General features: G+C 71.4%; 12 protein-coding genes. 5 read left to right on the plus strand and 7 right to left on the minus strand.

Going from position 1 to position 18,107, the window contains the following annotated elements; genetic code table 11:
* Positions 1-309 precede the first annotated feature (309 nt).
* The 3 genes from AB0G79_RS13795 to AB0G79_RS13805 all read left to right on the plus strand — a co-directional run bounded on the left by AB0G79_RS13795 (position 310) and on the right by AB0G79_RS13805 (position 10,278).
* The gene (locus AB0G79_RS13795) at positions 310-9,042 is read left to right on the plus strand and encodes a SpvB/TcaC N-terminal domain-containing protein (RefSeq protein WP_360805283.1); all 8,733 of its coding nucleotides are present in this window, start codon (positions 310-312) and stop codon (positions 9,040-9,042) included.
* Positions 9,043-9,378: 336 nt separating this feature from the next.
* Entirely contained in the window at positions 9,379-9,795 is a 417-nt protein-coding gene (locus tag AB0G79_RS13800; RefSeq protein WP_360805286.1) for a GNAT family N-acetyltransferase, read from the plus strand.
* Positions 9,796-9,843: 48 nt separating this feature from the next.
* Positions 9,844-10,278, plus strand: coding sequence for a VOC family protein (locus tag AB0G79_RS13805; RefSeq protein ID WP_360805291.1), 435 nt, complete (start codon positions 9,844-9,846; stop codon positions 10,276-10,278).
* A gap of 125 nt (positions 10,279-10,403) precedes the next feature.
* Here AB0G79_RS13805 and AB0G79_RS13810 read toward each other — a convergent pair whose 3' ends face one another.
* Both AB0G79_RS13810 and AB0G79_RS13815 read right to left on the minus strand, forming a co-directional pair.
* A complete protein-coding gene (locus AB0G79_RS13810) occupies positions 10,404-11,567 on the minus strand; it encodes a serine hydrolase domain-containing protein (protein WP_360805294.1) in 1,164 nt (387 codons plus the stop codon).
* A 159-nt stretch (positions 11,568-11,726) separates the two neighbouring features.
* Positions 11,727-12,269 carry a 2'-5' RNA ligase family protein gene (locus AB0G79_RS13815; protein WP_360805297.1) on the minus strand — a complete coding sequence of 181 codons (543 nt, stop codon included), beginning with the start codon at positions 12,267-12,269 and terminating at the stop codon, positions 11,727-11,729.
* A 289-nt stretch (positions 12,270-12,558) separates the two neighbouring features.
* Between AB0G79_RS13815 and AB0G79_RS13820 the strand changes: the two genes are divergently transcribed.
* Both AB0G79_RS13820 and AB0G79_RS13825 read left to right on the plus strand, forming a co-directional pair.
* Positions 12,559-13,044, plus strand: coding sequence for a hypothetical protein (locus AB0G79_RS13820; RefSeq protein ID WP_360805300.1), 486 nt, complete (start codon positions 12,559-12,561; stop codon positions 13,042-13,044).
* A gap of 31 nt (positions 13,045-13,075) precedes the next feature.
* Entirely contained in the window at positions 13,076-13,477 is a 402-nt protein-coding gene (locus AB0G79_RS13825; RefSeq protein WP_360805303.1) for a hypothetical protein, read from the plus strand.
* Positions 13,478-13,489: 12 nt separating this feature from the next.
* Here the strand turns inward: AB0G79_RS13825 and AB0G79_RS13830 are convergent, their stop codons facing one another.
* The 5 genes from AB0G79_RS13830 to AB0G79_RS13850 all read right to left on the minus strand — a co-directional run bounded on the left by AB0G79_RS13830 (position 13,490) and on the right by AB0G79_RS13850 (position 17,771).
* The gene (locus AB0G79_RS13830; RefSeq protein WP_360805306.1) at positions 13,490-13,993 is read right to left on the minus strand and encodes a hypothetical protein; all 504 of its coding nucleotides are present in this window, start codon (positions 13,991-13,993) and stop codon (positions 13,490-13,492) included.
* 158 nt (positions 13,994-14,151) lie between these two features.
* On the minus strand, positions 14,152-14,943 hold the full coding sequence (locus AB0G79_RS13835; protein ID WP_360805309.1) for an amino acid ABC transporter ATP-binding protein: 792 nt from the start codon (positions 14,941-14,943) through the stop codon (positions 14,152-14,154).
* On the minus strand, positions 14,940-15,839 hold the full coding sequence (locus AB0G79_RS13840) for an amino acid ABC transporter permease (protein ID WP_360805312.1): 900 nt from the start codon (positions 15,837-15,839) through the stop codon (positions 14,940-14,942). The genes AB0G79_RS13835 and AB0G79_RS13840 overlap by 4 nt, the downstream gene beginning before the upstream one ends.
* A gap of 10 nt (positions 15,840-15,849) precedes the next feature.
* Positions 15,850-16,719, minus strand: coding sequence for an ABC transporter substrate-binding protein (locus AB0G79_RS13845; protein ID WP_360805315.1), 870 nt, complete (start codon positions 16,717-16,719; stop codon positions 15,850-15,852).
* 209 nt (positions 16,720-16,928) lie between these two features.
* Entirely contained in the window at positions 16,929-17,771 is an 843-nt protein-coding gene (locus AB0G79_RS13850) for an SAM hydroxide adenosyltransferase (RefSeq protein WP_360805318.1), read from the minus strand.
* Between the last annotated feature and the right edge of the window lie 336 nt (positions 17,772-18,107).

Here is an 18,107-nt window from a genome sequence, read left to right on the forward strand (position 1 = left end):
CCGCCGCCCCCGCATCGCAATCGCGCCTGACGGGCGATCAGAACTGGTCAGGCGCGACTCGCCACGCCGGGCGCCGCGCGCTCCGGCGGGCTGGTGATCGTGACTCCGTTTGGCAGACCCGCTGCCCTGGCCCTCCCCACCGAAACCACGCGATCGAGTGAACGGTCGATCACGAGAACTCCCTTGTCAACTGACTGATTTGCGGCTTCCTTTCCGTGAGGCGCGCGAGGACGATGTGGTTGATCAAGGGCTTATCGTATGGATTCCGTTTCCGTGATGCGGTGCGCGTGAAAGGTCGGGGCGAGGCCGATGACCGGTGGAGTACGCAGCCAGCGCTGGGCATCCGGAGTTCCGTGGCTCTCGCGGACCCTGAGCCGGGGACCGGCGCTCGCCCTGGCCCTCGCGCTGCCCGTCTCCCTGGTGTCGGCGAGCGAGACGCTCGCCACCGGTGCCGCCCGTGCCGACCGGCTCACACCCGCCGCGGCCGCCGCGCCCGCCCTCGGCCGCTGCGTGCCCGGGACCGCCGCCCGGACCAAAGGCCCGTCCGCGACCCGCGCCTCGACGACGTGGGTCACCCCGGACACGGGGGTCACCCGGCGCGTCGCACGCGACGGCGCCGAGGCGACCCTCGCCCCCGACGCCGTTTCAGAACCCACACAGGTCGGCATCCAGCCCCTCGACGGCACCTCCCTGCCCGGCCTCGGCGCGGGCATGGAGAACGTCACCGAGGGACCGGCCGGCTACCGCTTCACCCCCACCCCGCACACCTTCGAGACCGCCGTCACCGTCTCCCTCCCGTACGACCCCGACGAACTCAAGGCCACCGGCCACACCCCGGCCGACGTCCGGACCTTCTTCTTCGACGAGGCCGGCACCTGCTGGCGCGCCCTCGAACGGATCGCCGTCGACGAGACCAGGCACCGCGTCGTCTCCCGCACCGACCACTTCACCGACATGGTGAACGCGGTCGTCACCACCCCCGAAGGCCCCGACCAGGTCTCCTCCGACCCCAACCGGATCAGGAACATCCAGGCAGCCTCGCCCGTCAGCGGCGTCAACCAGATCGCCGCGCCCAGCGCCGACAACCAGGGCGACGCCCGCCTCTCGTACCCCCTCGAACTGCCCCCGGGCCGCTCCGGTCTGGCGCCGTCGCTCGCGGTGACGTACGCCTCCTCGGCGGCGGAGACCTGGCTCGGCACGGGCTGGGACCTGTCCGTCCCCTCCCTCTCCGTCGACACCCGCTGGGGCGTCCCGCGCTACGACGAGGACCGCGAGACCGAGACGTACCTCCTCGGCGGCGAGGAGCTCGCCCCCGTCGCCCACCGGGGCACACCGGGCCCCCGCGTCACCGGCGACAAGGTCTTCCACCCGCGCGTCGAGGGCGGCTTCGACCGCATCGTGCGGACCGGCGACTCCCCGTCCACGTACGCCTGGACCGTCACCGACAAGACCGGAACGCGCTTCCGGTACGGCGGCGAGGGCGCCACGCTCGCCGACGACGCCGGCAACGTCTTCTCCTGGGGCCTGCGCGAAGTCCGCGACCCGCACGGCAACACCGTGCGCTACGACTACGCCCTCGTCCAGGACGCAGGCGTCGCGGGCGGCACGGTCCCCGGCCGCGCCCTCTACCCCAAGCGGATCGCGTACACCGGACGCGGCGACACCGCCGGGCCCTACACCGTCACCCTCGTCCGCGACCGGGAGCTCGGCGAACCCCGCCGCCCCGACGTGTCGATCGACGCCCGCGGCGGCTTCAAGCGCGTCACCGCCGACCTCCTCCGCCGCATCGAGGTCCGCTTCCGGGACAGGCCGGTCCGCACCTACACGCTCGGGTACACCACCGGCGCGTTCCACAAGACCCTCCTCACCTCGATCGCCCAGTCCGGCGCGGACGGCAAGGAGTTCAACCGGCACGCCTTCGAGTACTTCGACGACATCCGCGACGCCGACGGCGCCTACGAGGCCTTCGCCCGGGTGAACTGGACCTCGCCCGACGACGACGTCCGCAACAACGCCGTCAACACGGTGAACCCCGGCTCGGGCGAGGCCGGCGCCCTCCACGGCAACACGTCGAAGAGCATCGGCGGCCACCTGTACGTCGGCTACGGAGCGAGCCCCTCGAAGAGCGGCTCGGCCGGCATCAAGGCGGGCTTCAGCAGCACCGGCGACGAGGGCATGCTCACCCTCGCCGACGTCGACGGCGACAACCTGCCCGACAAGGTCTTCGAGGACGGCGACGACTTCGTCTTCCGCAAGAACCTCTCCCGCCCCGGCGGCCGGCCCCGCTTCGCCGACACCACCGCACCCCTGCGCGGCCTGCCGGGCATCCTCAGCGAGACCGCCAACTCCCTGACCGTCGGCATCGAGGGCTACCTCGGCGTCGCCGCGGCCCAGCTGGACTACGTCGACACCGTGTCCACCACCCGCCGCTACTTCAGCGACGTCAACGCCGACGGCGTGATCGACCTCGTCGACGGCTCCTCCGTGCGCTTCGGCCGCGTCGACGACGACGGCGGCGTCACCTACGGATCCGCCGCCCAGACCCCCGTGCCGATCGGCTCCGGACAGGTCGACACCGGAAGACTCCTGCCCGACCTCGACGCCGAGCGCGAGCGCCGCATCGACTCCTCCCCGCTGGTGGACACCGTCCGCCGATGGACGGCACCCTACGACGGCACGGTCCGCGTCACCGGCACCGTGACCCTGAGGAAGACGACCGTCCAGGCGGACTTCGCCCACCCCGACGGCGTGCGCGTCGCCGTGCAGCACGAGGACCGCGAGCTGTGGTCCCGGCGCATCGAGGACGGCGACCACACCGCGCACACCCCCGACGGCGTCGACGCCGTCACCGTCCGGCGCGGCGACCGGCTCTACTTCCGCGTCGGCTCCGTCCTCGACGGTGCCGGCGACGAGGTCGCCTGGGACCCGACCGTCGCCTACACCGGATTCGAGGCGACCGACGCGAGCGGGCTGCCGCTCCACTCGTACACCGCGTCCGAGGACTTCACCCTCGCCGGCCGGGCGATCACCGCCGAGGCACCCGTCGCCGGCACCCTGCACCTGACCGGAGACGTACGGAAGACGGCCGCGACCACCGACGACGTCACCGTCCGCATCACCCAGGCCGGCACGACCGTCTTCGAGAAGACCATCCGCGCCGCCGAGACCGGCACCTTCCCGGCCGACGTCACCCTCCGGGCGACCAAGGGACAGAAGCTCCAGTGGCGGATCCTCGTCGACTCGCCCGTCGACGTCACCGCCCTGGCATGGACACCGGTCGCCCGCTACACGACGGCCGAGGGCGTCCGCAGGATCGCCGGCGCCCAGCCGCTCGAGTTCCGTCCCCCGTACGACATCGACACCTACGTGCCCACGGGACCCGGCGGCGTCCAGCGGCCCGTCGCCGCCCCGGGCACCGGCACCTTCGCCGTCACCGCGCACGTGGCGACGAACCTGGGCACCACCGGCCGCCTCGTCCTCACCGTCAAGAAGAAGAACGGCCTCCTCGCCAAGCGGTTCTTCGACATCGGCGACACACCGTCCGTCCAGGTCACCGCCCCCGCCGGCGAAGCGCTCTACGTCGACGTCACCGCCCCCACCCCCGAACTCGCCGCCAGGATCACCAGCGCCAAGGTCTCCGTCGGAGGCGGCGGCCTCGTCCCGGCCACCCTGCACGCCCCCTCCACCGAGGACGTCTACGGCCGCCAGTACCGCGGCTGGTCCTCCATCGGCTACAACGGCAACCGGGACCGCGCCACCCAGCCCATCAAACAGGCCGAGCTCACCGCCGAGAAGATGAAGGAAGGCCTCCCCGAGGACGTCGACGTCGAACGGGACCGCCCGGCCTTCGAGAAGAACCCGAGGATCACCCCGCCCGCCGCCGTCCCCTTCGCCCCCGACCCCGAGCACCACCGCTGGGGCTCGGGCGAGTACACCTGGACCGCGCCGGGCACCGCCTCCAGCTCGCGCTTCGGCGGCCAGACCCTCGGCCTGCCCACCGCCGACTCCCTCGCCTCCGCCCACGCCGTGCCCCGCATGTCCCACTCCTGGCAGCTCTCGCTCACCGGCTCCGTCGGCGGGACCGTCGGCAGCCTCGGGGGCAGCCTCGCCACCGGCACCTCGACCGGCGAGACCGACTACCTCGACATGAACGGCGACGGCTTCCCCGACGTCGTCGGCGCCGGCGGCATCCAGTACACCGACCCGACCGGCGTCCTCGGCGCCACCCGAGGCTCCGTCCCCGACGCCGCCATCCGCTCCACCGAGACCCGCAGCGGCAACGCGAACGGGGGCAGCGCCGCCCGCACCGTCGCCACCGGCCGCGGCCACGCCGCACCGCCCGCCGAGGGCAGCTCCACCACCTCGTCCTCCGGCGACGACATGCCCCCCTTCGGCTTCCAGGGCGAGTACGGCGGCAACACCGCCGACACCTCGTACGACCTGCTCGACATCAACGGCGACAACCTCCCCGACCGCGCCTACGAGGACGGCCGCGTCGCCCTCAACCTCGGCTACCGCTTCGCCGCCACCGAACCCTGGCCCGGCGGCAGGCTCAACGCGGGCAGCGGCACCACCAAGGGCCTCAGCATCGGCTTCAGCACCGACTTCTACGGCTTCGGTGGCGGCGGCTCCTTCCACGAGCAGACGTCCTCCACGAAGGACTCCCTCGCCGACGTCAACGGAGACGGCCGCGTCGACCGCGTCCTCGAGGGCAACCCCGTCAAGGTCGCCCTCAACACGGGCTCCGGCTTCGCCCCGGCCGTGCCCTTCCGGGGAAGCCTCGACGGCATCAACGCCGACGCCAACGCCCAGCTCGGCGGCGGCGTCTACTTCACCGTCCCCATCTGCTTCATCGCCGGCTGCATCATCATCAACCCCGGCGTCAACCTCTCCACCGGCGCCACCCGCGCCGAGCAGATGATCCGCGACATCGACGGCGACGGCCTCGCCGACCACCTCTCCTCCGACGAGGACGACGAACTCGTCGTCGCCGCCAACCGCACCGGCCGCACCAACCTCCTCAAGAACGTCACCCGGCCCCTCGGCGCCCGCATCGAGCTCACGTACCGGCGCGACGGCAACACCTACGACCAGCCCGGCTCCCGCTGGCTCCTCTCCGGCACCCGCGTCCACGACAACCTGCCCGGAGACGGCCCCGACACCCAGGCGCACTCCTTCACGTACGAGAAGGGGAAGTACGACCGGCTGGAGCGCGAGTTCCGCGGCTACGCCACCGTCACCAGCACCGAGCTGACCGACGACGCCAAGCCCTACCGCTCCACCGTCCGCGAGTACAGCACCCACAGCCACGCGACCCGCGGCCTCCTCACTCGCGAGGCCGTCACCGACGCCACCGGCGCCCTCTTCACCGAGACCCTCAACACGTACGCCCTCCGGGACGTCGTCCCCGGCTCCGTCGCCCCGCTGCTGGAGCGCACCGAGGCCCGCTGGTTCGACGGCCGGGGCGGCACGACCCCGGGCAAGACCACGTCCACCGAGATGACCTACGACGACCTCGGCAACCTCACGCGCAAGGTGGACCGCGGCGAACCCGGGGCCGCCGACGACGTCGAGACCACGACCGGCTACACCACCTGCACGGACACCCACATCGTGGGCATCGGCCGGACCGTCGAGGTCCGCGGCGGCGGGCGCCTGATGCGCTCGCGCGTCGCCGACGTCGACTGCTCCAACGGAGAGGTCACCCGCCACACCGCCCACCTCGACGACGACACGACAGCCGTCACCGACCTCACCTACCATCCCGACGGCACCCTCAGGACGATCACCTCACCCGAGAACCACCGCGGCCAGCGCTACCGGCGCACCTACACCTACGACGCCGAGACCGGCACGCACGCCACCTCCGTCGAGGACAGCCACGGCTACCGCTCGACCGCCGCGTACGACGCGCGCTTCGGCCTCCAGACCGAGTCCACGGACATCAACGGCCAGAAGACCAGCTCCACCTACGACGAGATCGGCCGCCTCACCACCGTCACCGGTCCGCACGAACAGGGCGGCGGCCGACCCACGATCGCCTTCGCCTACCACCCCGAAGCCCCCGTGCCGTACGCGACCACCCGCCACCTCGACCGGGACGCCACCGGCCGGGCCAGGGACGACACGATCGACACCATCGGCTTCTCCGACGGCCTCGGCCGCATCGTCCAGACCAAGAAGGACGCCACCGTCGGCGGCCAGGACGTCATGACCGTCACCGGCCGCACCGTCTTCGACGCCCTCGGCCGCCCGGTCGCGCAGTACTACCCCGTCACCGAACCCAAGGGCGAGGCCAACACCGCCTTCAACAAGACCCTCGACACGGTCCGGCCCGCGACCGTCACCCACGACGTCCTCGACCGCCCCCTGCGCACCGACCTCCCCGACGGGACCACGACCTCCGTGACGTACGGCTTCGGCGAGGACCGCGACGGCACCACCCGGTTCGAGACCGTCTCCACCGACGCCAAGGGCAACCCCACCGCCTCCTACAGCGACGTCCGCCAACAGCAGACCGCCGTCCGCGAACCCGGGGCCGCCACCGGCGACGCACCGATCTGGACCAGCTACGCCTACGACCCGCTCGGCTCGGTCACCAAGGTCACCGACGACCGGAACAACGTCACCACCTCGGCCTACGACAACCTCGGCCGCCGCACCGTCGTGGACTCACCCGACGCCGGCCGCACCGTCACCGGCTACGACCCGGCGGGCAACGTCGTCCGGCTGCAGACCGCCAAGCTCGCCGCCAAGGACGAGGCCGTCACCTACACGTACGACTACGACCGCGTCACCGAGATCCGCCACCCCGTCTTCACCCACAACGACGTCCGCTACACCTACGGAGCCCCCGGCGCCAAGTACAACGCCGCGGGCCGCGTCACCCGGATCGAGGACGCCGGCGGCGATCTGACCCGCCGGTACGGACCCCTCGGCGAGGTCACCGAGGAGATCCGCACCCTCCCGGGCCCCGGCCCGCAGGTGCGCACCTTCGGCACGGCGTACCGCTACGACAGCCTCAACCGGATGCTCTCCCTCACCTACCCCGACGGCGAGCTGCTCTCGTACACCTACGACAGCGGCGGCCGCGTCGCCGCGGCGGTGGGCACCAAGAAGAACCACGACTACACGTACCTCCGGTCCCTCACGTACGACAAGTTCGGCGACCGGGACACGCTCGAACTCGGCAACGGCACCCGCACGACGTTCACGTACGGCGCCGAGGACCGCCGCATGGCGACCCTCACGTCCACCCTGCCGACGGGCTCCGTCTTCCAGAACCTGGCGTACACGTACGACGCCAACGGCAACCTCGTCGGCCAGAGGAACGACACCCGGCTCCCGGAGGAGGCACCGAAGCTCGGCGGCCCGACCGAGCACGCCTACACCTACGACAACCTCAACCGGCTCACCTCGGCCAAGGGCTCGTTCCGCTTCCTGGCCAACAAGACCGACCGCTACACGTACGCCACCTCGTACGACACGATCGGCAACATCACGGAGAAGGACCAGGACCACCGCGTCGTGGTGGGAGACGTCCACGAGCAGGTCCAGCACCCCACCACGTACAAGCACGCGTACGCCTACGCGTCGACGCGCCCCCACGCCCCTTCCGCGATCGGCCGCTCGACCCTCACCCACGACGCCAACGGCAACCTGATCGACAGCGTCACCGCCGTGCCGGGCAAGCCGCGCCGCCAGCAGGTCTGGGACGAGGAGAACCGCCTCGCCTGCGTCCACGACACGTCCAGGAACGAGACCCAGCCGCAGGACCCGTCCGCCTGCACCAGGCCCGGCAAGCCGCCGACGGTCCGCTTCCTCTACGACGACAAGGGAACCCGCCTGGTCAAGGACGGCGCCCAGGTCACGTTCTACCCGAACCAGTACTACACGGCCCGCGCGCCCGCCGAGTTCAAGCACGTCTTCGCGGGCGGCGTCCGCATCGCCACCAAGACGTCGAAGCCGGGCGAGGCCTACGAGAAGGACCAGTTCTTCTTCCACGGCGACCACCTGGGGTCCTCGAACTTCGGCTCGGACGCCGACGGCCGCCTCGCCGAGCACCTGGACTACTTCCCGTCGGGCGAGCCCTGGGTCGACGAGCACCCGGGCAGCAAGGACCCCTACGGCTTCACGGGCAAGGAGCTCGACCAGGAGACCGGCTACACGTACCACGGGGCGCGCTACTACGACGCGCGCGGCGGTACGTGGCAGTCCGCCGATCCGGCCCTGGGCGAGTACCTCGACAGCGGCGCGAACGAGGGAGTCCACAAGCCGTCCAACCTCCAGCTGTACGGCTACGCCTTCCAGAACCCCCTGCGCTACACGGACGACGACGGCCGCGAGCCCAACACGCCCTTCAACCTGGGCGAGCACCTGAGGGACGTGTACACGGCCCACCACGACCAGGCGATCACGATGGCGGCCTCGCAACTCGCGGGCCGGGGCGTGGTCACGGCGGACCTCCAGTCGCGCGTCGGCGGCCGCAACCCGAAGAACGTCATCGCGGCGACCGGCGGCCGCGCCGACCTCATCCTGTGGACCGACACGACGGTCTACGTCTGGGACGCCAAGCACAAGGGAGGCCAGGCCGAGGCCGAAGGACCGAAGCACGTGGCGTGGTACGTCGAGGGCCTCAGGGCGCAGCTGAGAGCCAAGGGGGACATGCGCGAGGTGGTGGCGGGCTACGACATCGCTCCCATGGCGGCCCCGTCGAACACCATGGCCGACACCGTCGTCGAGGTCGAGTCGTCGGCCTCGTTCCCGGGCACGGGAACCATCACCTACGAACTGGTCCCGCGCAAACCGAAGGAGGTCCCGGTCCCCGCGGCCGTACCGGACCAGCAGGCGGAACGTCCCATGACGGAGAGCGTGGTCCGACGCGTGGCGGGAGCCGCCCTCATCACCGCCGCGGTCGCCCTGACCGTGGGAACCCTCGTCGAGGACGTCGCCACCGGCTTCGCCGGCACCGTCGACGACCCGGCCTCCTTCGCGGGGTCAGGCTTCATGGCGCGAAGGGGCTGGGCCCTGGTCTTCCAGTGACCCCCGAGCGGTCAGGTCCAGAACCATCGTGTCCGCGGCCCCGGTGCCCGGGCAGCAGGCCGACGGTCACGTCGGGAACGTCCGCGGCGACGAAGCCGTACCCCGGCGCGCTCGCGGGCAGGCACCGGGCGGTGAACCGCGGCTCGCCGTTCCAGTCGTTCGCCTCCAGCAGGACGCGCCGGAGGAAACCGGCGTCGTCGGCGACGGCGAGGCGAAGGGGCATCGAGGTCCTCCGGTCCGGAGAGGTGCGGGCCGGTCGACGCCAGGTCCCGTGGCACGCGCGGGCAAGGCGAATTCCGCTGGCGGTACGACCGGGGGCGAGGCAGCCTTCCGGACATGACGACGACCACCGACGCGCCGCTGAACGGCGACGAAGCGCTCTCCGTACGTCCCGACCTGACGGATGCCGACCTCAACGACCTGTTCACTGCCTCGTGGCCGGGACACCGGCCGAGCGCCTTCGCACCGAAACTGGCCCGCAGCCTCACCTGGATCGCCGCACACCGGGGGGACCGCCTGGTCGGCTTCGTCAACGTCGTCGGCGACGGCGGCGCGCACGCCTTCGTCCTGGACACGACCGTGCACCCGGACGCCCGCCGCCAGGGCCTGGGCATCCGCCTGGTGAACGCGGCCACGACCGAGGCGAAGACCCTCGGCGCCGAGTGGCTGCACGTCGACTACGAACCGCACCTGGAGTCCTTCTACGCCCGGTGCGGCTTCCGCCCGACGCACGCCGGCCTCATACGTCTCTGAAGGAAAAAAGAAGATGAGCGGTCAAACGCCCGCTGCTACGTTGGCGTGATGGCAACGATCAAGGAAGTCCAGATCACCTTCGACTGCGCGGACCCGGAGCGCGTCGCCCGCTTCTGGTGCGAGGTGCTGGGCTACGTCGCTCCGCAGCCGCCGGAGGGCTTCGAGTCCTGGGACGCGTACAACGCGACGCTGGCACCCGAGGAGCGCGGTGCATGGTTCGCGTGCAGTGACCCGACGGGGGCGGGCCCGCGCCTGTACTTCCAGCGCGTCCCCGAAGGCAAGGTCGTCAAGAACCGCGTCCACATCGACGTCCGCGCGGGCAAGGGCCTGGTCGGCGACGAACGCCTGGCCACCCTGGAGGCCGAGTGCGAGCGGCTCGTCGCCCTCGGCGCGACGCACCTGAAGACGCTGTACGCCGACGAGGAGAACGAGTCCTGCATCAACATGCAGGACGTCGAGGGCAACGAGTTCTGCCTCGACTGAGCAAACCCCTCACCCTCCGCCGCCGAGCGGCACTCCCGCGCCCTGCCGGTCGACGATCCGGCGGGGCGCGGCATCACGAGGTGGTCCACGAGTTCCGCTGACGCGGGCCGCAGGGTGGAGTGCGCTCAGAGGAGGGCGCAGAGCGCGTCCCGGGCGCCCGACAGCAGGGCCAGCTGCCCCTGGGTGTCGCTGGAGCCGTGGTGCTCGTTGCCCATGACCACGACCGCCTTGCCGCCGTCCTCGCTGACGAACCATCGGCTGGCGTAGCCGATCACGTTCCCGCCGTGCGACCAGAAGGTCTTCGTCCCGGAGGCGCAGTCGTACGTCCAGTGGTTGGCGCCCATGCCGCCGGGCTGGCCGGCGCCGTCCAGCGGCACGCTGCCGCGCAGGGTGGCCATCTGTGCGGCGGGCAGCAACTGCCCGCTGAACACGGCCTGGAGGAACGTCGCCTGCTCGTCGAGTGTCGACACCATCGCGCCGGCGGGGCCGAAGAGGCTCACGTTCGAGTTGGTCGCGTCCACGATCGGGGGCTGCCAGCCGAGCCACAGCTCGGGCCACTTCCAGCCACGGACGAAGTTGCCGTAGATGTGGTAATCGGTCTCCGGGAACGACGTGTTGGCCAGGCCGAGGGGCGTGATGATGCGCCGGGTGACCTCGGCGGCCGGGGTGTTGCCGGTGACGGCCTGGATGACCATGCCGGCGAGGACGTAGTTGGTGTTGGAGTAGTACGCGACGCCGTTCGCCGGGCGGGGGCCCGCCGCCTGCGCGAGCGCCGCGTCGACCAACTGCTGAGGCGTGTAGACCGTGTTGACGTTCTGCATGGTGTAGTACGGCAGGTTGTACGCGGGCATGTACTCGGGCAGCCGGGAGGTGTGGTTCAACAACTGCCGGACGGTGATCTGGTTGCCGTCCCAGCCGTTGGCCCGCACCGCGTTCGGCAGCCACTTGGCCACGGTGTCGTTCAGCGAGAGCTTGCCCTCCGCCTCCAGCTGGAGCACGGTGACGGCGGCGAAGAGCTTCGTGTTGCTGCCGATCCGGAACTTCGCGGTCGGGTCGATCGGTTGCGTCGATCCGGCCGTACTGGACCCCGCCTTCACGTAGGTGCCGGACTGCCCGTCGCGGATCAGGCCCATGGCGCCGGGGTATCCCCGGCTGACGCCCAGGCCGACGCCGTTCTGCAGCGCGGCGACCGCGTCGGCGGCGCCGGCCGCTCCGGCGGACGTGGCCGTGCCGACCAGAACGGCCAGACCGGTCGCCGCACCGATCAGGGCCGTACGAACTCTTCGCATGAGCGACTCCTCGCCGAATGACGTGTCGACGCCACCCGCGTACCGCGGGTAACGGCCGGACGCTATCCGTGGCGGCGCGGGAGTTCAACGCATCCGTGCGGTCGATTTCCGGACGGAGAGCACCCGGGTGTCCGACGGGCGGCGCGTGCTCGCGCGACGTCACCCCCCGAGCGGGAACGACGCCCGCTCCTGCCACTTCGCACCGTCGTGCACGATCAGTTCCACCGACGACACACGACACGTGAAGGGAAGCCGCCCGGCGAGGTCGGCCTCGATCTCCTCCAGAAGGGAGTCCTCCTGGCCCAGGGCAACGGTCAGGTGCGGGACGACGTCCGCGTGACGGCCACCGTACGGCGGAGCCTCCGGCCAACGGGCGGCGACGGTCTCGGTCAGCCGGCGCAGCGGCCCGGCCGGCTCGGGGGAGAGGTGCAGAACCCCCGGGAAACGTCCGCAGCGCGCGAACCGCACCTCGAAGGCGGGGTGGCTGCCCAGGACCTGCGCGAGGACGGCGCGGACGCCCGCGTCGACGAGGCTCTCGTCCAGGAACGGGAAGAGCACGGTGACGTGCGCGGGAACACCGTCCCGGGCCGAGGGATCGCAGCGTTCCCGCCACCCGCCGACGAGGGACTCCGCCTCCGGGACGCGGACGACCAGAGCCGTCTGGCCTGCCGGAAAGGGGCGGGTGGTGCCGTCATCTGCCATGTCCCGCATGGTGCCATCCCGGCCCGAGTCGTCGCGGCTCCTTTTCCGCACCCACGCGGCCACGTTCGCCTACCTCGACGTACCGGCCCGCCGCGCGACCGCGCACCGCGCACTCGACGGAACGCCCTACGCGGTGGGCGACGGTCACGGCACCGTACTGAACGAGGCCGGGACGACCCGCAACCCAGGTCGGCGGCGAGCGTTCTCGATCTGTCGGACGGATGCGTCCGATCCGAGCGGGGGCGTCCCTCCGGCGCGGCGGGTGAGTCACGAGTCGTGGGGACGGTACATGAGGAAGAGGACGCGGATCGCCCTGGTCGCCGGCGCGGTCGCCCTCGGGGTGACGGGCACCGGTGGGTGGTTCGGCTACCAGGTGTGGTCCGCGCGGATCTACGCCGGATGCGTGCTGCGGGGGTACGACGTGCGCGATCCGGCCGACACCGCGCCCCGCGCCGACGACGTCTTCACCGGCACGGTGACGTCGTTCGAGGGGCGCCGGCGGATCGACGAGTTCGTGGAGGACGTCTACCTGGTCGAGGTCTCGGCGGTGCTCCGGGGAGATCTGCGCGGGACGGTCCGCGTCACGCACGGCCACGACAACGGCCCCGCGCCCCGCCTCGAGGAGGGTGCCACGTACGTGTTCGCCACCGCGGCCTGGGAGGACGTCGAGGAGGACGGGAACGCGCAGTTGTACCAGGGTGAGATGCTGCCGGTGGACGACGCACAGCTCGCGCTGTGGAGGAAGGTCGCGGCTCTGCCGCGGGTGACGGAGTAGCCGTCGCACCACGACCACCGGGAGGCATTCGATGTCGGAATCACGGCCACGACCGCCAGGGCTCACCGCCGAGGCGGGTCTCGCCGACGCGAAGACCCGGCTGAGCCTCCCGCGTATCGTCGTGATCTGCGGCTCCACCCGCTTCATGGCCGAGATGACCGAGGCCGACGTGCGGGAGACCGCGGCCGGAAGGATCGTCGTCAAGCCGGGGTGCGACATGAAATCGCCGCACGCCCTCTGGTCCGACCCCGCCGAGGCCGAGGCGCTGAAGGCGCGACTCGACGAACTGCACCGGGCCAAGATCCGGCTCGCCGACGAGGTGCTCGTCGTCGGCGACTACATCGGCGACAGCACACGGGCCGAGATCGCGTACGCCCGCCTGCTGGGCAGGCCCGTGCGCTTCACGCACCCCGAAGCCGACCCCGGAGCCTGACGGAGGAGCGGCTCAGTCGCGGATCCCGAGGTGCAGGATCGTCGCCCAGCCGTCGGTGACCAGCAGGACATTGCGCCACGCGAGGTCACCGGCGTGAGGGCCGTCCACGTCGGCGGCGATCCGCACGGGCCCCAGATGGGCCTCCACGAGATCGGCGATCCCTTCCGCGAGTTCGCCCGCCGACCGGATCAGGTCGGCCGACGGCGCCTCCGCGGACGCGTACCGACTCGTCGGCTGCATGAAGCCCTCGGCCACCTCCCGGCGCAGGACCTCACGCCAGGCCCCGGGTGACCCGTACGGTCGGACCGCCGTACGGACGAGGTGCGCGCCTGCACCGGCGTCGTACACGGCCTGGGCGACTCCCGTCAGCCATCCGGGGGCGGAGGACGCCGTGCCCGCCACGGGGACGACGGGAAGGAGCTCGACGGACGGTACGTGATTGACGTCGGCGAGCAGGTCCTCCAGCGGTTCGGCGACGACCGACACCGCCTTCGGGGCGTCGAGGGGCTGCGGCATGGGGTCTCGTCTCGTGTGCAGAGCGTCGTTGACGTGCGTGTTCCCGCTCTCCCTCCGGCGATGGCGCCCGCGGTCGCGGTCCCACCGGCCGCGCCGTCGCGGAGCCGAGTGCACCACCGCCGAAGGGGGAGGAAACGGGGCGGTACACCCCGCCGAGGTCAGGACCGGTCGAGCGCCCGTGCGAGGAACCGCTGCGTGGCCTTTTCGCGCGGTGCGGTCAGGACCTGCTCCGCGGTGCCCTGCTCGACGATCACGCCGCCCTCGAGGAAGCAGACCCGGTCCGCGACGCGCCGGGCGAAGTCCATCTCGTGCGTGGCCATGAGGATGGTCAGACCGCGCTGCTTGAGGTCCGCGACGACGTCCAGGACCTCGCCGACGAGCTCCGGGTCGAGGGCCGAGGTGATCTCGTCGAAGAGCAGCAGCTCCGGCTCCGTGGCGAGCGCGCGGGCGATGGCCGCGCGCTGCTGCTGGCCGCCGGAGAGCCGGTCGGGGTGCTCCCGCTCCTTGTCCGCGAGCCCGAGCCGGGCGAGCAGCTCGCGGGCCTTCGCCTCCGCCTGCTTGCGCGGGACGCCGTGGACCTGGCGCGGCGCGAGCGTGATGTTGTCGAGGACGCTGAGGTGCGGGAACAGGTTGTACGCCTGGAAGACGATGCCGATGCGCCGGCGGGCGACATCGGGGTCGAGGCGCGGGTCGGTCAGCTCGCTGTCGCCCAGGTGGACCGTGCCGTCGTCGACGACGTCGAGCAGGTCCACGCACTTCAGCAGCGTCGACTTGCCCGAGCCCGAGCCGCCGATGAGGCAGACGACCTCGTGCTCCGCGACGTCGAGGTCGATCGACCGCAGGACGAGCCGCGACCCGTACTGCTTGCGGAGACCGCGGATGCGGAGGAGCGGCCGCTCCGTCGCCGCGGCCTTCAGCTCGTCCTTCGGCTTGTCCTGTGGCCCGCTCATCGGCCCGCCTCCGCCCAGGTGCGCTGCGCCGCCCGCCGCTGGAGCCGGTCGGCGAAGCGGGTCAGCGGAATGGTCACCGCGATGAACAAGAGTGCCGCTCCGAGATAGGGCGTGTAGTTGAAGTCGTAGTCCGCCTTGATCTGGGCGGCGCGCAGCGCCTCCAGCGGGCCGAGCACGGCGATCAGCGCGGTGTCCTTCTGGAGCGCGATGAAGTCGTTGAGCAGCGGCGGGAGCACGTTGCGCACCGCCTGCGGCAGGACGACGTGGCGCAGGGTCTGCCGCTCGTTCAGCCCCAGGGCCCGGGCGGCGTTGCGCTGCGCGGGGTGGATCGAGTTGAGCCCGGCGCGGAGGACTTCGCCGACGTAGGCACCGTACGAGAGCACGAGGGCGATCACGCCGAGCACCCAGGGCTGCGACGGGGTGCCCTGGAGCTGGAGCGCGGGGAGCCCGAAGCCGACGAGGAAGACGAGGAGCAGGGTCGGTACGCCCCTGAAGACGTCGACGTAGACGGTCGCGGCGAGCCGCAGCGGCTGGAGGCCCGGCGAGCGGGTCACCCGGATGAGGGCGATGAGCAGACCGAGGACGAGGATCAGCACCTCGGCGACGAGGAACATCTGGATGTTGAGCCAGAAGCCCCGCAGCAGCTCGGGGAACGCCTCGCGGAGCTCGGCGCCGTCGAAGAACAGGCTGTCGACGCGCTCCCAGCCCGGCGAGGAGACCGCCGCAGCGCCGATGGCCACCAGGCCGGCCACGGTGCACAGGAAGGAGATCCAGGTGTGGCGGCGACGGCGGGAGCGGCGGTAGCGCCGGCGCTCCCGCTCGTGCTCGCTCGGCCGGTACGTGTCGTCCGCCTCACCCGCGCGGGGCGGCGGCACCACGGTTTTCGTCAGTTCCACAGCCGGCCCGCTACTGCTTCAGCTCGGGGACGTTCGCGGAGGCGGAGAGCCACTTCTGTGTGAGCTGGTCGAGGGTGCCGTCGGCCTTCAGGGACTCCAGGGCCTTGTTCACGCAGCCGGTGTACCCGCTGCCCTTCGGCAGCAGGAGGCCGAACTTCTCCGGGGTGCCGCCCGCGTAGCCGAACTGGCCGATGATCTTGCCGTTGTCGAGCTCGGCGGCCGCGAGGTAGAAGACGGTCGGCAGGTCGGTGACGATCGCGTCGATCTGACCGTTCGTCAGCGCGGTCACCTCGTCCTTGGTGGTGTTGAAGACGCTCGGCTGCTTGCTCGGCTTGAGCTGCTCCAGGACGGCCTGGTAGCTGGTGGTCGCGACCTGCACGCCGATCTTGGCGTTCTTGAGCTCGCCCAGGGACTTGGCCTTGGCGAACTTCGAGCCCTCGAGCGTCAGGACGGCCTGGTTCGCGGTGTAGTAACTGGTGGAGAAATCGACCGCCTTCGCGCGCTGGGGCGTGATGGAGATCTGGTTGATGTCGAAGTCGAAGGACTTCTTGCCGGGGGCGTAGGAATGGGCGAAGGGTTCGGTCACCCATTTCACCTGCTCCTTGCTGAAGCCCAGCTTGCCGGCCACCGCGTAGGCCACGGCGCTTTCGAATCCCTTGCCGTTCGAGGGGGTGTTGCTGTCGAACCACGGTTCGTAGGCGGGGGAGTCGGTGGCGATGGTCAGCTGACCGGACCTGAAGAGGGCCGGGCTGTCGATCGTGCAGGTCGGGGCCCCGGAGCCGGCGGCTCCGGTGTCGGCCTCCGGCTGCGGCGCGCAGGCCGCGGCGGCGAGGACGACGGTGGCTGCGGAGGCCGTGAGGGCTATGCGGGAACGGAGCATCGGAAATCCTTCGAAAGTCCGGTAAAAAATACGGAAAGTGGGCCGGCGGTGTGCGCGCTCAACGACACGGATCGTCCGCGCGGCGCACGTTGTCCACGTGGCGGCGGCGTACCGGCAGGGGGGTTCCGGACATGCTTTTCAGCATTCCGGCTGGTGGAGGCCGGCGTCAATCCGACCGGGTGCCACGGGCGTAACGCGTTGATAACGGGTCAGCCCGCGAGGCTCAGCACCCGGTCGCCCTGGCTGAGGCCGAAGACGGCGGCCGCGGAGCCGCCGCGGACGACCAGCTCGGCGAAGCCGACCCCGGAGCTCCCGACCGTGATGCCGGGCTCGCCGAGCGGGACGTCGGGGAGCCGGTCGTAACAGCGCACCCGGACGTCGCGGCCCTCGTGGCGGTTGTGCACGAGGAGGCTCTTCTCGCCCGCGTAGCCCGGCAGTTCGGCGGCCGGCCGGTCGAGCTTGCAGTTGCCGAAGTTGTCGACGACGGCGACGCGCACGTCGTCCGTCTCGGCCTCGCGCACCGCGTGCGCCTGCGCCGGCACCTCGCGGCCGTCGGCGAGCCAGCGGGCGAGCAGCGGCACGTACCAGAGGCTGCGGAACTGCGTCCGCACCATCTCCTCGACCTCGTCCTCCCTCAGCTCGGCCCATCCGGCGGCGGCGGCCTCCAGGACCTCGCGGACGTCGGTGACGTGCACCTCCGTCAGGCCCAGGTAGGTCGCGAGCGGCGCGAGCACGCGCTGGCTCAGGGTGCTGATGACCAGGTGCTGCCCGTGGCGGAAGTAACAGAAGGGGACGCCGTTGGGCCAGTGGCCGTCGCGGGGGGCGATGTTGACGAGGACGACCACCGGCTGCGTCGGCCCGCCGATGAGGTCCGTGGAGCGCAGCAGGTCGAGCAGGGTGAGAGCGGCGGCACCCTCCGGGTCGGGGCCGGTGAGCGGCAGGACGGTCGGGGTGGCGCCGAAGAGCGTGGCGATGCGGGCGGACTGGCGGGCCAGGGCGTTGGGGTCGGCGCAGTCGGTGAGGGAGACGACCGGTACGGGTGCGGGGGCCATGGTGGGTACTTCGCCTTCTGGTGGGTGGGGAGGGGAGAGGGGGAGCGATGGGGGAGGTGCGAGCCCGGCCGGGGCAACAAAAAACGGACCCCCCGTTTCCGGAGGGTCCGTCGCAGTCTCTGCGCGCACGGCTTCGCTAGCGAAGCGCCTCCGGTGTCCGGGGCATCATTCGCATCATGGCGAGGGTGGCGGTGTGCTGCATGGCCGGGACGGTAGCACCCGTCGGTGGCGAGCACACGCAGGTGTCCAGAGTGTGGACAGTTTGGTAAGACGCTGCCCGGTGGAATCCGGCGGCCGACGGCTTTGACCTGCGGTTACGCGGAGGGCGCTACTGGC

Origin of the sequence: Streptomyces sp. NPDC020807 (assembly GCF_040641575.1) — a bacterium.
GTDB lineage: Bacteria > Actinomycetota > Actinomycetes > Streptomycetales > Streptomycetaceae > Streptomyces.

Excerpts from the sequence above, each read along its gene's own strand:
- AB0G79_RS13820 (WP_360805300.1), top strand. The coding sequence starts at position 12,559 with ATGAGGAAGAGGACGCGGATCGCCCTGGTCGCCGGCGCGGTCGCCCTC.
- AB0G79_RS13815 (WP_360805297.1), bottom strand. The coding sequence starts at position 12,269 with ATGGCAGATGACGGCACCACCCGCCCCTTTCCGGCAGGCCAGACGGCT.
- AB0G79_RS13850 (WP_360805318.1), bottom strand. The coding sequence starts at position 17,771 with ATGGCCCCCGCACCCGTACCGGTCGTCTCCCTCACCGACTGCGCCGAC.
- AB0G79_RS13810 (WP_360805294.1), bottom strand. The coding sequence starts at position 11,567 with ATGCGAAGAGTTCGTACGGCCCTGATCGGTGCGGCGACCGGTCTGGCC.
- AB0G79_RS13805 (WP_360805291.1), top strand. The coding sequence starts at position 9,844 with ATGGCAACGATCAAGGAAGTCCAGATCACCTTCGACTGCGCGGACCCG.
- AB0G79_RS13800 (WP_360805286.1), top strand. The coding sequence starts at position 9,379 with ATGACGACGACCACCGACGCGCCGCTGAACGGCGACGAAGCGCTCTCC.
- AB0G79_RS13835 (WP_360805309.1), bottom strand. The coding sequence starts at position 14,943 with ATGAGCGGGCCACAGGACAAGCCGAAGGACGAGCTGAAGGCCGCGGCG.
- AB0G79_RS13795 (WP_360805283.1), top strand. The coding sequence starts at position 310 with ATGACCGGTGGAGTACGCAGCCAGCGCTGGGCATCCGGAGTTCCGTGG.
- AB0G79_RS13830 (WP_360805306.1), bottom strand. The coding sequence starts at position 13,993 with ATGCCGCAGCCCCTCGACGCCCCGAAGGCGGTGTCGGTCGTCGCCGAA.
- AB0G79_RS13825 (WP_360805303.1), top strand. The coding sequence starts at position 13,076 with ATGTCGGAATCACGGCCACGACCGCCAGGGCTCACCGCCGAGGCGGGT.
- AB0G79_RS13845 (WP_360805315.1), bottom strand. The coding sequence starts at position 16,719 with ATGCTCCGTTCCCGCATAGCCCTCACGGCCTCCGCAGCCACCGTCGTC.